This is a genomic window from Streptomyces omiyaensis (assembly GCF_014650895.1).
Taxonomy (GTDB): Bacteria; Actinomycetota; Actinomycetes; order Streptomycetales; family Streptomycetaceae; genus Streptomyces; species Streptomyces omiyaensis.
The window spans coordinates 55,907-70,553 of record NZ_BMVV01000016.1; the positions used below are offsets into that span (position 1 = coordinate 55,907).

Sequence of the window (14,647 nt, forward strand, 5' to 3'; positions counted from 1 at the left end):
CACCGACATGACCGCATCCGCCATCGCCTACGCACGCGACGCAGACGGCGTCGTCACCCTCGTCCTGGACGACCCCGTCTCCTCGGTCAACACCATGAACGACGCCTTCATGGCCGGTCTGGAGGCGTGCGTCCCGCGGCTGGAGGCAGAACGCCACGAGATCACCGGCGTCCTGCTCGTCTCCGCCAAGAAGACCTTCTTCGCGGGCGGCGACCTGAACCGGCTGCGCGCGGGCAGCGCCGACAGGGCGGCCGAGGAGACCGCCTACATCGACCGCATGAAGGGCTGGATGCGCCGGCTGGAGAAGCTCGGCCGGCCGGTCGTCGCGGTGCTGAACGGCACCGCCCTGGGCGGCGGCCTGGAGGTCGCCCTCTGCGCCCACCACCGGATCGCCGTCGACCTGCCCGGAAGCCGCTTCGGCCTGCCCGAGGTCGGTCTCGGTCTGCTGCCCGGCGGAGGCGGCATCACGCGCACCGTGCGCATGCTCGGCCTGCACAAGGCCCTGTCCGACGTCATCCTGTCCGCCCGGAAGTTCGACCCGCGGGCGGCCCTGGCCGTCGGCCTGGTGGACGAGGTCGTCGCGGACGGGCAGGAGGCCGAGGCCCGGGCCCGGACCTGGATCGCCGAGCACCCGGACGCGGCGCAGCCCTGGGACGTGAAGGGGTTCCGGCTCCCCGGCGGAGACGTCCGGAGTCCGGAGGTCGCCGCGACCCTGCCGGCGCTGTCGGGACTGCTGCGGCGGCGGACCGGAGGGGCACCCGTGCCGGCGCCGCGCGCCGCACTGGCCGCCGCCGTCGAGGGCGCCCACGTCGACTTCGACACCGCCTCGCTGGTGGAGACCCGGTACCTGGTGAACCTGCTCGGCGGCCAGGTCACCAAGAACATGATCAAGGCCTTCTTCTTCGACCTGCAGCAGATCAGGTCCGGATCGAGCCGGCCGGACGGATTCGAGCGGTTCGCCGCGCGCAGGGTCGGGGTCGTCGGCGCGGGCATGATGGGCGCGGGCATCGCGTACGTGAGCGCCAAGGCCGGCATCGACGTCGTCCTCAAGGACGTCACCCCCGAGGCGGCGGAGCGGGGCAAGGACTACGCCCGGAAGCTGGAGTCGAAGGCCCTGGCCGCGGGCCGGACCTCGCGGGAGCGCTCCGACGCGCTGCTGGGACGGATCCGCACGACGGCGGAGGCGGCCGACTTCGCCGGAGTGGACTTCGTGGTCGAGGCCGTCTTCGAGTCGGTGCCGGTGAAGCAGCAGGCCTTCCAGGAGATCCAGGACGTCGTGGAACCCGACGCGGTGCTCGGGTCCAACACCTCCACCCTGCCGATCGGCCTGCTGGCCCAGGGGGTGGCGCGCGCCCGCGACTTCATCGGCGTCCACTTCTTCAGCCCGGTCGACAGGATGTCCCTGGTCGAGATCGTCCGGGGCGCGCACACCAGCGACGAGACGCTGGCCAAGGTCTTCGACTACGTCCTTCAGATCGGCAAGACCCCCATCGTGGTCAACGACTCGCGCGGCTTCTTCACCTCCCGGGTGATCGGCCGCTTCCTCGCCGAGGCCGTCGCCGCCGTCGGCGAGGGCGTCGAGCCGGCCAGCGTCGAGCAGGCGGCGCTCCAGGCGGGCTACCCGGCGGGCGCGCTCCAGCTGATGGACGAGCTGACCCTGTCCCTGACGCAGAGGATCCGCGTCGAGACCCGGGCCGCCGAGGAGGCCGAGGGGAGGACCTGGGTGGCGCACCCCTCGGAGGACGTCGTCGACTGGATGCTGGAGCAGGGCCGTGTCGGACGGCGTGAGCGTGCCGGCTGGTACGACTACGACGTCTCCGGCAGGCGGACCGGCATCTGGCCGGGCGTCCGCGAACGGTACGGTTCGGGGCGGCTCGTCCTGCCGCTGCGGGACCTCCAGGAGCGGATGCTGTTCGCGGAGGCCCTCGACGCCGTCGACTGCCTGGACACGGGCGTGCTGACCGGCGTGGCCGACGCCAACGTGGGATCGATCCAGGGCATCGGCTTCCCGGCCTGGACCGGTGGCGTCCTGCAGTACGTCAACCAGTACGAGGGGGGCCTCCCGGGGTTCGTCGCCAGGGCGCGCGAGCTGGCCGCGGCCTATGGCGACCGGTTCCTGCCGCCCGCGTCGCTGGTGGAGCGTGCCGGGCGGGGCGAGACCTATGTCTGAGGCCGTCGCCGCCGTGCCGCGCCTGCGCACCCGGTTCACCGAACTGTTGGGGATCGAGCACCCCGTGGTGCAGGGCGGGATGATGTGGGTGGGGCGGGCCGAGCTGGCCGCCGCCGTCTCGGAGGCGGGCGGGCTCGGCGTCCTCACGGCCCTCACCCAGCCCACCCCGGCGGACCTGGCCCGGGAGATCGAGCGGACCCGCGCGCTCACCGACAAGCCGTTCGGCGTCAATCTCACGATCCTGCCGGCGATCACGCCGCCGCCCTACGAGGAGTACCGGCGGGTGATCGTCGACTGCGGGGTGACGATCGTCGAGACGGCGGGCTCCAGCCCCGCGCCGCACATGGAGTTCTTCGCGCGCCACGGCGTGCGCGTCGTCCACAAGTGCACGAGCGTGCGGCACGCGGTGAAGGCCGAGCGGCTCGGGGTGGCCGCGGTGTCGATCGACGGATTCGAGTGCGCGGGTCACCCCGGCGAGGACGACGTGCCGGGCCTGGTCCTGGTTCCCGCCGCCGCGGACGCCCTCACGGTCCCCTTCATCGCCTCGGGCGGGTTCACCGACGGACGCGGTCTCGCGGCGGCGCTGGCCCTCGGTGCGGACGGGGTGAACATGGGCACCCGTTTCCTGTGTTCCGAGGAGGCGCCGGTGGCCGAGGCCGTCAAGCGGAGGATCGTCGAGGCGTCCGAGCTCGACACCCGGCTCGTCTTCCGCGAGCTGCGCAACACGGCCCGGGTGGCACGCAACACGGTCAGCGAGGAGGTCGTCCGGATCCTGGCGGACGGCGGTGCGTTCGCCGACGTCCGGCCGTTGGTGGCGGGGGCCCGCGGTCGCCGGGTCTTCGAGGACGGCGACCTCGAAGCCGGGATCTGGTCCGTCGGCCTGTCCCAGGGGCTGGTGCGCGACATCGCCCCGGCCGGCCTGCTCGTGGAGCGGATCGTGCGCGAGGCGCGGGAGGTGGTCGAGCGGATGCACCGGGCGTTCGCCGGGACGGGCGGGACGCGTCCGGCGTAGCGGCGCGCCCGCGTCCCGTCGTCCGCCGCGGTGCCCGGCCCGCGCGGCGGACGCCCCTCCGGCGTACCCCCGCTCCCGTCCGTCCGGGCGGGAGCGCCGGCACCTGACATAAATATGACTGCCCGTCATTTATCTTTCCGCAGAAGGAACTTGAAGGACAGAAGGTACGTGAAGAACATCTCCGTCTCCGGCGCATCCGGAGTCTTGACGCCTTGTGATACGGGTCAATAGTTTCAGTCTCATCGACTCTCCGGGACGCTCCCCATGGCCCCGGTCCGCCCCACCGAGGTCCCCGCCGCCCACGACCCGCGCGGCACCGCGCGACGACGTCACCGTCCCGGCACGGACGCCCTCGCCCCTTCCCCACGTCCACACGCACCGCGCGCCGGTGGCGGCGGTGCCGACAGAAGGGACCACCCCCATGGGCCGCCACAGCCGGCTCCGCCGCATCCGGCAGATGGACCCGCGGCGGGACCACGAGCTGATCTTCCGGTGGATCACCCAGTACGACTTCTCCCGCGACTACCTCCACGGGACGTCGGTCGCCTTCCTGCGCGACTACGGCGTCCCGCGCATCTCCCGGCTCCTGGACCGCACCCAGGAGTTCGAGCGGGCCGGCCAGAAGCGGTACGACGACACGGTGCTGCTCGCCTACGAGCTGGTCCGCGAGGGGATGGACTCGGAGCACGGCAGGGCGGCCGCCCGCCACCTGAACCGCATCCACGGGCGCTACCGCATCCCCAACGAGGACTTCCTCTACGTCCTGGCCACCACGGTGGTGGGGCCGAAGCGGTGGATCGACCGGTACGGCTGGCGGCGGCTGTCCCGGCAGGAGACCGAGAGCCTGGCGCTGGTGGGGCGGCGGATGGGCGAGATGATGGGCCTCTCCGGAGTGCCCGACACCTACGACGCCTTCGAGCGCCTCCACGACGCCTACGAGCGCGAGATGTTCGCGTACGACCCCGCCAACCGCAGGGTCGCGGCGGCGACCCTGCGGACCATGGCGTCCTGGTATCCGGCCCCGCTGCGGCGGGTGGCGTCCCGGATCGTGCTCGCCACCCTGGACGAGCCGCTGCTGGAGGCGCTCGGCTTCCGTCCGCAGCCGCGCCGGCTGCGGGCCGTGGTCCACCGCGCGTTCCGCGTCCGCGCCGTGCTGATCCGGATGCTGCCCGGCAGGCCGGACCGGTTCCCCCGGAAGCCCGTGGCGCGCACCTACCCCTTCGGCTGGACCCTGGACGACCTGGGTCCCCATTGGGCGCACTCCCGCGCGCCGGAACCGCTGGGGGACGAGAGCCCTCCGCAGCCGGCCCCCGCCCCCTCCTCCGTACCGCCGTCCACCGCCCGCGCCTCCCGTCAGGAGCCCCGATGACCGACACCGCACCGGCCGCCGCAGTCTTCGCCGTCCACTCCCCCGCCACCGGCACGCCGGTGGCCGAGCACCCGGTCGCCGGGCCGCAGGAGGTCTCCCGCGCCGTGGAACGGGCGAGGAGCGTCCAGGCGGGGTGGGCGGCGCTGTCCGCCGCCCGGCGGCGCGATCACCTGCTGCGCTGGAAGAAGGCGCTCGCCGGCGAGCTGGACGCGGTGGCGGGCGTCATCGCCGAGGAGACCGGCAAGCCCGCCGGGGACGCGGCGCTGGAGGTCGTCCTCACCCTGGAGCACCTGGCCTGGGCCGCCCGCAACGCCGGGAGCGCGCTGCGCCGGCGGAGGGTGGGCACCGGCCTCTTCGCCCTCCACCAGCGGGCCTCCCTGACGTACCGGCCGCTGGGCGTGGTCGGGGTGATCGGCCCCTGGAACTATCCGCTGTACACGCCGATGGGTTCCGTCGGCTACGCCCTGGCGGCGGGCAACGCCGTGGTCCTCAAGCCGTCCGAGCTGACTCCGGGCACCGGCGTGCTGCTCGCGCGGCTCTTCGACGCCGCCGTGCCCGAGCACTCCGGGCTGCTCACCACCGTCACCGGTCCGGCCTCCACCGGGGACGCCCTGGCCCGCTCAGGGGTCGACAAGCTGGCCTTCACCGGTTCGCCGGGGACCGCCCGCGCGGTGATGGAAGCGTGCGCGCGGACCCTGACGCCGTTCCTCGCCGAGTGCGGCGGGAAGGACGCGGTGATCGTCACCGCGGACGCGGACCTGGACGCCGCCGCCGACGCGATCGTGTGGGGCGCCCTGAGCAATGCCGGGCAGACCTGCGCGGGGGTGGAGCGCGTCTACGCCGTACGGGAGATCCACGCGGCGCTGTGCGAGCGGGTGGTGGAGCGGGCGGGAGCGCTGCGGCCCGGCTCCGAGACGGACTCCCCCTACGGTCCGATGACGCTTCCGGCGCAGCTCGCGGTCGTCGAGCGGCACGTGACCGGGGCGGTCGCACAGGGGGCGCGGGCCCTGCTGGGCGGACCGGGGTCGGTGCGGGCGCCGTACGTCTCGCCGGTGGTGCTGACCGGGGTGCCGGAGGACGCGGCGGCGATGACGGAGGAGACCTTCGGCCCCGTGATGGCGATCAATCCGGTGGCCGACGTGGACGAGGCGGTGGCACGGGCCAACGCCTCCCGCTACGCCCTGGGGGCCGCGGTCTTCTGCGGCAGCGGACGGGCCGGTGCGGCGATCGCCGCGCGGCTGCACGCGGGGGCGGTGTCGGTGAACTCGGTGCTGGGCTTCGCGGCGGTGCCGGCGCTGCCGTTCGGCGGCTCGCGGGAGTCGGGCTTCGGACGGATCCACGGCGAGGAGGGGCTGCGGGCCTTCAGTTCGGCGCAGTCGATGACGGTCCAGCGGTTCGCCCCGCCGATCGCCCTGACCTCGTTCACGGTCCCGGCCGCGGCCCGGGAACGGGCCGTGCGGCTCGCCCGGTCCCTGCACCGGCGCCGCTGAGCGGCGCGTCGCGCCCGGACCGGTGGGACGGGCGGACCCGGTCAGGCGGCCAGGAGCGGGGCGAGGTAGCGGCGGGCGAAGGCCCGCGCCTGCTCCTCGTCGTCCATCGCGACGCAGCCGGCCGGGTTGAGCAGGAAGGACACGGCGACGCGCACCATCAGTTCGGCCAGCGGACGGGGATCGTCGCCGGGGCGCCCCTCGGCCTTCTGCGCGCGGCGCAGGTGGACGGTCAGGTAGTCGACGGTCGAGGAGAGCGTGGAACCGCCCCGCACGGTGAGGTGGGGCAGGACCAGTTCGGGTTCGAGGCGCAGCAGCCCGCCGAAGAGCGGGTGGACCCGGGTGTGGCGCAGGGTGACGACGAAGCCCTCGACGACCCGCTCCTCCATGGTCGGCAGCGGCGCCACCGTCGCGTCCAGCAGCTCGTAGAACCGGGCGAGTTCGCGCAGCAGGGTGGCCTCGACCAGCCTGTCCTTGCTCCGGAAGCGCCGGAAGACCGTGACGCGGGAGACCCCGGCGCGCTTGGCCACGTCGTCCACGGAGGAGCGGCGCAGACCCAGCAGGGTGAACTGCTCCAGGGCGGCGTCGAGGATCCTCAGCGCCGTGCGGTCCTCCGCCCCCACCCGGACGGGTCCCCCCGGGTGGTCCGTGTCAGTGCTCATGGCGCTCACGATACCGGCGCGTTCTCCCCCGGGATCCGGTGCGTTCCCCTGCGGGATCCGGTGCGGCGCCTCCCGTCTCCCGGTGGCGTACCGGACGCCGGAGGGAATCCGGCGGCTCGCCGTCCGGCCGCGGGATCCGCGGCCCGGCGCCGGTACGGGCACCCGCCCCGCGCACCCGTCTCCACACCCTTGCGCGAGCACGCACCCGCACCCGCGCCCGCGCCCGTACCGCCGGCGGACCGCGTCCGCGCCGCCGGCACCGACGAGAGGACATCCGCATGGACGTGCACGAGGCCCGCGCCCGGTTCCGGGAGCTCCGGGGACGCCGGGAGGAGGAGGGACCGGTCGCCCCGGCCGTGCTCGACGCGATCTGGGCCGCGCTGCCCACCGTCCGCCCCGAGGAGATCCTCGGCGTCTGGAAGGGCGGCGAGTTCCGCACCGGCCACCCCCTGAACGGCACTCTGGCGAAGGCCGGCTGGTACGGCAAGACGTTCCTCTCCCGGCACGACGCCAAGCCGCTGGTCTGCCGGGACTCCGCGGGAGCGTTCTACTCCGATCGCGCGCTCGGCAAGGGTGAGGCCAGTCTGTGGAGCGTCGAGTTCCGCGGGGAGACGACGGCCACCATGGTCTACGACGGACGGCCGGTCCTCGACCACTTCAAGCGGGTGGACGACACCACCCTGATGGGGATCATGAACGCCAAGGGGGTGCCGGCCGAAGGCCCCTTCCTCTACTTCTTCCTGGAGCGCCCTCCGGAGGCCGGGGAGCCGGCATGAGCCGCGCCCGGGTCCGTACGCCCGGCGGCGACCGCCGGTGACGGGCGTGCGGCGGAAGGCCCCTGCCGTCCGATCGCGTGTGATTCACTGATCGGCATGGTTCCCGCCTCCCCGTCCGCCCGCCCCGTCCCGGCCACCCGGCCGCGCAACCGCAGACAGCTCATCCTCGACGCGGCCGGGCGGGTCTTCAGCGAGCGCGGCTACCACGCCGCCTCCATGGAGGAGGTCGCCGTCGGCGTGGGCATCACCGCGACCGCGCTGTACCGGCACTTCCCGAACAAGTACGCGCTGTTCGCGGAGTGCGCCGATGTCATGGTGGACGGGCTGGTGGAGGCGCTCGACGAGGTGGCGCCCGAGGCGCCCCTGGCCGAGGTCCTCACGGCCGCCGCCCGCATCACCATCGCCCATCGCGCGTCGGGCGGGGTGTACCGGTGGGAGGCGCGGTACCTCAACCGCGAGGACCGCCGACGGCTCGGGGGGAAGTTCGACCGCCTCGTGGAACGGGTGGACGCCGCCGTGCAGGACGAGCGCCCGCTGCCCGACGCGCGCCTGCGGGCCACGGCGGCCCTCGGCGCGATCGGGTCCATCACCATGCACCACACCTCCATCGCCCCCCGGCGGGCCGAGGAGCTGCTGGTGGCGGCCGCGCTGCAGGTGGCCGCGACCGACCCGGCGAGGGAGGTGCGCGACGCGCCCGCCGTCGCGCTGCCCGTGCGGCCGGTGCCGCGCACGCGCCGCGAGGAGATCCTCGCGGCCTCCGTCCCCCTGTTCGCCCGGGACGGGTTCGCCAACGTCACGAACGGACAGATCGCGGAAGCCGTGGGACTGACCCCGTCCGCGCTCTACCGCCACTACCCCGGGAAGATCGACATCCTGGCCGCGGCGTGCCTCCAGGCGGCGGAGCTGCTGTCCCAGGGCGTGGAGCAGAGCCTCCGGGGGGTGACGGATCCCCGGGAGGCCCTCGTCGCGCTGGCGGCGACGTACGTGGCCTACGGCTTCGAGTACACCGACCTCAACAGCGTCGCCGAGGCCGAGCTCCCCGGTCTTCCCGACGGACTGCGGGACCCCCTGGTGCTCGCGCAGCGGCGGCACGTCGGCATCTGGGAGCAGCAGTTGCGGCTGGTCCGCCCGGAGCTGGACTCGCGCCAGGCCAGGGCGCTGGCACACGCCGCGTTCGGCGTGGTGGTGGAGGCGGGCCGCCATCTGCGCTGGCAGGACGGCCCCGCCGAACGGGCTGCCGCGACCGGCCTGGCCACGGCGGCACTGGGCCTCTGAGCGCCCCGGCCGGACGCCGCGGAGGGGACGGGACCCTGCGGGCCTGCCTCAGGCGGCCCGGTTCCCCGTGGGGATCGTGATGGGGGTCGTCTTGCCCGAGGTCCCCTTGTTGAGGAAGAGCATGGCCAGGGCCCGCACGAACTGGTCCAGCATGAAGAAGCTGTTCGGCATGATCGGCGACAGCCCCTCGCGGAAGAGGACGAAGGCCGGCCAGGCGGTGCGGACCAGCGCCGCCGCCGCGTAGTCGCGCCGCAGCCCGAGCCAGTCGCCGACCTGGTCGCTGAGGACGTACCGGACGAACTCGTTCAGGAAGCCGCGGGTGACGCCCAGGTCGACCTGGGCGGTCAGGCCGAGCAGCTCCTCGGCCAGCGCGATGCCCTCGGTCGACGGGGTGAGGATCGGGGTGAGGACCTGCGCCGACTGCCGCTCCGCCTCCGCCCAGGTCCGGGGGATGTGCTCGACGGGCACGCCGAGCAGATGGACGGCGACCTGCCACGAGTGCAGGAACGCCTCCTGGTCGGCGGCCGGAAAGGGGATCCGCCAGTCGCGCAGCTTCCGGTACACGTACGTGCCCAGGCTGTGGAAGGTGACGAGGACGTCGGCGGCGCTGATCGGGACGGTCTCGTCGGCCACCGCCCGCCAATGGGGCGACTGCGGCAGCAGGTGGCGCACGGCGGCGTGCACCACGCGCGTCTTGTTGGCCGTGACGACGAACTGTCCGGACGGCTCGAAGGCGTTCAGTTCCGCCAGGTCGTAGCCGAAGGTGAACGTCTTGGCGGCGCGGTCCTGCATGTCCGCACCGCCCGCGGACCAGTAGACGCTCTTGGCCTCGCGGGGGATGACGGTGCTCATGATGCCGCTGCCGAGGCCGTACAGCATGAAGAGGTACGTGTCCCGGCGCCGGTTGAAGTCGGCGGCGCGGGCGAGCTTGGCCGGGTCGGCCCAGGAGGGCAGCCGGTTGACCCGTCCCAGGTACGCGGCGAACTCGGGCGGCAGCCCGGCGGGCAGCGGGTCGTCGTTGTTCACCCAGGACGCCCAGGCGGCGTTGATCCCCGGCACCTCGCCCTGTTCGAGCATCGAGACCATCAGCGGGTCCGCCGCGTCGTCCCAGATCCACTCGGGGTTGGTGCCCGGGGCCGCCGGGCTCGTCGCCGCCCACGCCTGGAGGGGGTTCGCCGCGCCCACGAGGCCCAGGGCCACGCCGAGTGACAACGCCTTCCGCCTACTGAGGTTCTCCATTGACTTACCTGCTTCCCTGAGGACTCGGTTGCTTCGAGATTCCTTGACGGACTTGCCGTTCGAGCAGCACGCACAGAGGGGACACCCGTCGCACGGATGTGATTTTTGATTAACATAGCGAGGCGTTCGCCCTGCGGCAATGGGCGTGACGCAGGGCTTCCCGCTCCTCTCGCGCCCACCTCGGGAAGCAACGGCGGGCCGCGGGTCCGGGCAACCGCGGCGGCGCCCGGTTCCCGTCCGCCGGGCGGTCTCCGTCCTCGCGTCCGGGGCCGTCCGTCACCCGCTCGAAGGGTCGGACCCGCGCGTCGCCGTCACGATCCAGACCGACCCGGGGATGCGGACGCCGTCCGCGGTCTCGAACTCCGCGAGCGCGTCGCGGAGTTCGGCACGGATGCGGGCGAGGGTCGACGGGCCGGCGTGGCGGAGGTTGTGGCGCGTCGGACCCATGGAGAGGACGAAGTCCGCGGCGTCGCCCGCGTCGGCGCCGAAGGTCATGGGCGCCTCGCACGCGACCACCTCGATGCCGGTGAACCCGCCGGCGGCGAGCACGTGGCGGATGCGCGCGGGGTCGAGGAGCGAGCCCATGCCCCGGGAAGCGGGGGACGCCTCGCGCATGAACGGGGAGAGCGCGGCGGTCGCGCGGGCGTACGCACCGCCCGGATCCCCGGGCCGCGGGCAGAGGAAGGCGAGGCGGCCGGCCGGCACGAGCGCGTGCCCGAGGTGCGTGAAGGCCGCGACGTGGTCGGCGAAGAACATGACGCCGCCGCGGCTGATGAGGACGTCGAACCCGTGGACGGGGAGCGGGTGCACCTGTGCGTCGCCCTGCTCGAAGGTGACGTTGGCGAGCCCTTCCGCGGCCGCGTCACGGCGGGCGCGCTCCAGCATCGGCGCGGACAGGTCGATCCCCACGGCGTTTCCGTCGTGGGCCCTCCGTCCCGCAAGGCGCGTCGTCCGACCGGTGCCACAGCCCACGTCGAGGACCCGGTCCCGGGGTCCGATGCCCGCGGCCGCGAACAGGGGCGCGTTGAACGCGCCCATCATCCCGTCGTACCGCTCGGGGTGTTCGGCCCAGTGGACGCCCTCCCAGTCGTTCCACGCCTCTGCCTGCCGGCGGTTGGCGATCGTGTACACGGCCCCTCCCCTTCCTCTGGAGCCCACCTCTAGAGTTCAACTCTAGATATAGGCTCTCGTCATGAGCGAAGGCAAGGGGAAGCAGAGAAGCAGGGCCCGGGAGACGCGGCGCCGGATCATCGAGGCGGCCGGCGCGCTCTTCGTCGAGCAGGGCTACGGGGCGACGAAGCTGCAGGAGATCGCCGACCGGGCGGGCGTGGCGGTGCAGACGATCTACTTCGTCTTCCGGAACAAGCCCTCGCTGCTCAAGGAACTCGTCGACGTCGCGATCGCGGGCGACGACGAACCCGTGCCGACGATGGATCGCCCCTGGTTCACGGAGGTCCTGACCGCGCCCACCGCCGGGTCCGCCCTGGCCGCGCTGGTCGCCGGCACCCGCGCGACACTCGAACGCGTCGCGGCCGTCCACGAGATGGTCCGCGCCGCGACGGCCGCCAACCCGGAGATCCGGGACCTGTGGCCGGACGGGGCGGACCCCCGGTACACGGTGCTCTCGGCAGCGGCGACGTCCCTGGCCGGGAAACCAGGCGCCCGCCCCGCCGTCCCCGCCGGAGAAGCGGCGGACATCGTCTACGCCGTTCTCAGCCCCGAGCTCTTCCTGGTCCTCACCCGCGACCGCTCGTGGTCACCGGCCAAGTGGGAGCGATGGGCCCACGACACCCTCGCCTCCCAGCTGCTGGCCGACGGAGCACCCCGACCGACCCGGCCCTGAAGGAACGCCGCGCGCCGCACCCGCCGGGAACCCTCCGCCCTGGTGGCCGAGGCGGACGGGGGGATCCGCCGCAGAACCCTGCCCGGCCCTCTGGCGCACCGCCGTCCGTCGCATCGGGACGGGGCCGGGTGGCACGCGCGGATGCACCACGGATGTACCACGAGAGCAGCCGCCCCTGAGGGTTGCCCCGGGGGCCGGGGCGGGGCGGACGGTTCACCCGGGGCCGTCCGGCCGTGCCCCGGCCAGGGTCAGGAGCAGGGACTTCACCTCCGTGGCCGCCAGACGGTCCCGCACCGCGCGCGGCACCGAGCACAGGAGGAGCGGGCCCTCGTCGTCGGAGGCGGGGAGGCGGCCGTGGCTGCCCCGGACGGAAGAGGGGTCGAGGGGGACCACGGCCATGCGGTAGCGCAGGCCGAGCTTCTTGCGGACGAGGGCGCCGGCCGCCTTGACGCGTACGTAGGGGTCCCGGGGGTCCATGAAGAGCTCGGCGGGGTCGTAGCCGGGTTTGCGGTGGATCTCGACCAGTTGCGCGAAGTCGGGGGCCCTGGCGTCGTCGAGCCAGTAGTAGTACGTGAACCACGCGTCCGGTTCCGCGACGGCCACGAGTTCGCCGGAGCGCGGATGGTCGAGGCCGTGCGCCTTCTTGCCGTCGCTGTCGAGGACCTGCTCGACGCCGGGGAGGGCGGCGAGGGCTTCGCGCGCGGCCGGGACGTCCTCGGGCCTGCGGACGTACACGTGGGCGAGCTGGTGGTCGGCGACCGCGAAGGCGCGGGAGGCGGCCGGGTCGAGGTACTCCATGCCGTCCTGGGTGTGGACCTCCAGGAGTCCGGCGCGCCGCAGGGCGCGGTTGACGTCGACGGGGCGGTGCACACGGGTGATGCCGTACTCGGACAGGGCCACGACCGTGCGTCCTTCGCGCCGCGCGTCCTCCAGGAGCGGGCCGATGACGGTGTCGAGTGCGGCGGCGGCCCGGTGCGCGCGCGGGTCGTCGGGGCCGTAGCGCTGGAGGTCGTAGTCGAGGTGGGGCAGGTAGCACAGGGCGAGGTCGGGGCGGCGGGTGCGCAGGACGTGCCGGGTGGCGTCGGCGATCCAGCGGCTGGAGGCGAGGTCCGCGCCGGGGCCCCAGAAGCGGAAGAGGGGGAAGGTGCCCAGCAGCTCGGTGAGTTCGTCGTGGAGGGCGGGCGGGCGGGTGTAGCAGTCGGGTTCCTTGCGCCCGTCGGCGTAGTACACGGGACGGGGGGTGACGGTGATGTCGGTGTCCGCGCCCATCGCGTACCACCAGCAGATGTTGGCGACGGTGTAGCCGGGCCAGACGCGGCGGGCCGCGTCCCAGAGGCGGTCGCCGGCGACGAGGGCGTTGTGCTGGCGCCAGAGCAGGACGTCGCCGAGTTCGCGGAAGTACCAGCCGTTGGCGACGATGCCGTGCTCCGAGGGGAGCGTGCCGGTGAGGAAGGTGGTCTGGGCGGTGCACGTGACGGCCGGCAGGACGGTGGTCAGCGGGGCGTGCGAGCCGGAGGCGGCGAGGGCCCGCAGGTGCGGCATGTGGGCGAGGAGCCGGGGGGTGAGACCGACGACGTCCAGGACGAGGAGCGGGGTGGGGCGGTCGGCCGGCGCGGCGGCGGGGGTGGTCATGGGAGCTCCTTGAGGCCGAGGTCGGTCAGGAGGGCGCGGGCCAGGTCGAGTTCGGCGGCGATGCCGTCGTGGAGCCGGGCCCTCGTGCGCGGCCGCAGCGCGGGGGGCAGGGCCTGCCAGGTGTACGTCTCGACCTCCAGGTGGCGGGTGCGGGGGACGGGGCCGCCGACGAGCAGCGCCAGGGTCTCCCGGAGCACCGGCAGGGTGGAGGTGAGCGGCGGGGCGGGCCGCGCGTGCAGGGGGACGTGGAAGTGGGCGCGCCAGGGACCCGTGTCGGGGAGGGCGGCTCCGGCGAGGGCTTCGTCGAGGTCGTCGGTGCCGTGCCGGCCTTCGGGGGTGAGGGTGCGGGTCTGGTGGAGGAAGCGGGGTTCGGCGTAGGCGGCGAGCGCCTCCCGCACGGCGGGGAGGTGCGGGTGCTCGGCGTGGAGGGCCGCGGAGAGCTGGGCCTTGGGGACGGGGACGCCCGCCGCGTGCAGGGCGGCGAGGGCGGTGGACGGGTCCTCGAACGAGGTGGCGAGGTGGCAGGTGTCGACGCAGACGCCGAGGCGGTGCGGCGCCCCGACGGCGGTGAGGGGGGCGACGGCGTCGGTGGTCGTCTCCACGACGCAGCCGGGTTCGGGTTCGAGCGCCACGCGGAGGGACTTTCCGGTCAGTTCCTGCAACGCGTCGAGCCGTTCCGCGAGCGTGGCGAGGGCCCTGCGGCCGCTCTCGGCGCGGGCGGGGCCGAAGCGGGTGCGCCAGCCGAGGGGCAGGGTGGAGATCGTGCCCTCGGTGACGTCGTCGGGGAGCAGCGCGGCGAGGAGGCGGGCCAGGTCGGTGGTGTGGGCCAGGCGGGCGGGGTCGGCCCAGTCCGGCGCGTACACGCGGTACTTGACCTCCTCCCCGCCGAAGCCCTCGTACGGGAAGCCGTTGAGGGTGACGACCTCCAGGCCGCGGCGGTCCAGTTCGGTCCGCAGGCCCCGCAGCGCCCCGGGGTCGTCGACGAGGGCGCGGGCCGCGGGCCTGGCGAGCCAGAGTCCGACACCGAGCCGGTCACGGCCGAGTCTCCGGCGGACGGGTTCGCAGTGGTCGCGGAGCTGGGCGAGGACGCCGTCGAGGGTTTCGGCCGGGTGGACGTTGGTGCAGTAGGAGAGGTGGACGACGGAGCCGTCGGGGTGGCGGAAGCGCATCGCTCGTCCGCCT

General features: G+C 74.0%; 12 protein-coding genes. 7 read left to right on the forward strand and 5 right to left on the reverse strand.

The window, feature by feature from the left end; genetic code table 11:
* Nucleotides 1-7 precede the first annotated feature (7 nt).
* The 4 genes from IE287_RS24575 to IE287_RS24590 all read left to right on the forward strand — a co-directional run bounded on the left by IE287_RS24575 (nt 8) and on the right by IE287_RS24590 (nt 6,041).
* Entirely contained in the window at nt 8-2,170 is a 2,163-nt protein-coding gene (locus tag IE287_RS24575) for a 3-hydroxyacyl-CoA dehydrogenase NAD-binding domain-containing protein (RefSeq protein WP_189851342.1), read from the forward strand.
* Nucleotides 2,163-3,182: an NAD(P)H-dependent flavin oxidoreductase gene (locus IE287_RS24580; RefSeq protein WP_189851343.1), complete on the forward strand. Its 1,020-nt coding sequence runs from the start codon at nt 2,163-2,165 to the stop codon at nt 3,180-3,182. The genes IE287_RS24575 and IE287_RS24580 overlap by 8 nt, the downstream gene beginning before the upstream one ends.
* Before the next feature lie 421 nt (nt 3,183-3,603).
* Nucleotides 3,604-4,551: an oxygenase MpaB family protein gene (locus IE287_RS24585; RefSeq protein WP_189851344.1), complete on the forward strand. Its 948-nt coding sequence runs from the start codon at nt 3,604-3,606 to the stop codon at nt 4,549-4,551.
* Nucleotides 4,548-6,041, forward strand: coding sequence for an aldehyde dehydrogenase family protein (locus IE287_RS24590; RefSeq protein ID WP_189851345.1), 1,494 nt, complete (start codon nt 4,548-4,550; stop codon nt 6,039-6,041). Before IE287_RS24585 ends, IE287_RS24590 begins: the two co-directional genes overlap by 4 nt.
* Nucleotides 6,042-6,082: 41 nt before the next feature.
* Here the strand turns inward: IE287_RS24590 and IE287_RS24595 are convergent, their stop codons facing one another.
* Nucleotides 6,083-6,700: a TetR/AcrR family transcriptional regulator gene (locus tag IE287_RS24595; RefSeq protein ID WP_189851346.1), complete on the reverse strand. Its 618-nt coding sequence runs from the start codon at nt 6,698-6,700 to the stop codon at nt 6,083-6,085.
* A gap of 278 nt (nt 6,701-6,978) precedes the next feature.
* Between IE287_RS24595 and IE287_RS24600 the strand changes: the two genes are divergently transcribed.
* Both IE287_RS24600 and IE287_RS24605 read left to right on the forward strand, forming a co-directional pair.
* A complete protein-coding gene (locus IE287_RS24600) occupies nt 6,979-7,476 on the forward strand; it encodes a DUF4334 domain-containing protein (RefSeq protein WP_189851347.1) in 498 nt (165 codons plus the stop codon).
* A 96-nt stretch (nt 7,477-7,572) separates the two neighbouring features.
* Nucleotides 7,573-8,751 (forward strand): TetR/AcrR family transcriptional regulator, encoded by a 1,179-nt coding sequence (locus tag IE287_RS24605; RefSeq protein WP_189851348.1) that lies wholly within the window; start codon nt 7,573-7,575, stop codon nt 8,749-8,751.
* A 48-nt stretch (nt 8,752-8,799) separates the two neighbouring features.
* Here the strand turns inward: IE287_RS24605 and IE287_RS24610 are convergent, their stop codons facing one another.
* Together IE287_RS24610 and IE287_RS24615 are read right to left on the reverse strand one after the other, a co-directional pair.
* Nucleotides 8,800-9,990, reverse strand: a complete 1,191-nt coding sequence (locus tag IE287_RS24610; protein WP_189851349.1) for an oxygenase MpaB family protein — start codon at nt 9,988-9,990, stop codon at nt 8,800-8,802.
* Nucleotides 9,991-10,266: 276 nt separating this feature from the next.
* The gene (locus IE287_RS24615) at nt 10,267-11,121 is read right to left on the reverse strand and encodes a class I SAM-dependent methyltransferase (RefSeq protein ID WP_229883701.1); all 855 of its coding nucleotides are present in this window, start codon (nt 11,119-11,121) and stop codon (nt 10,267-10,269) included.
* Between the two features lie 61 nt (nt 11,122-11,182).
* Between IE287_RS24615 and IE287_RS24620 the strand changes: the two genes are divergently transcribed.
* A complete protein-coding gene (locus IE287_RS24620; protein ID WP_189851350.1) occupies nt 11,183-11,833 on the forward strand; it encodes a TetR/AcrR family transcriptional regulator in 651 nt (216 codons plus the stop codon).
* A gap of 213 nt (nt 11,834-12,046) precedes the next feature.
* Here the strand turns inward: IE287_RS24620 and IE287_RS24625 are convergent, their stop codons facing one another.
* Both IE287_RS24625 and eboE read right to left on the reverse strand, forming a co-directional pair.
* Nucleotides 12,047-13,465: an alkaline phosphatase family protein gene (locus IE287_RS24625; RefSeq protein ID WP_189851351.1), complete on the reverse strand. Its 1,419-nt coding sequence runs from the start codon at nt 13,463-13,465 to the stop codon at nt 12,047-12,049.
* A complete protein-coding gene (gene eboE, locus IE287_RS24630) occupies nt 13,462-14,634 on the reverse strand; it encodes a metabolite traffic protein EboE (protein ID WP_189851352.1) in 1,173 nt (390 codons plus the stop codon). Before eboE ends, IE287_RS24625 begins: the two co-directional genes overlap by 4 nt.
* Between the last annotated feature and the right edge of the window lie 13 nt (nt 14,635-14,647).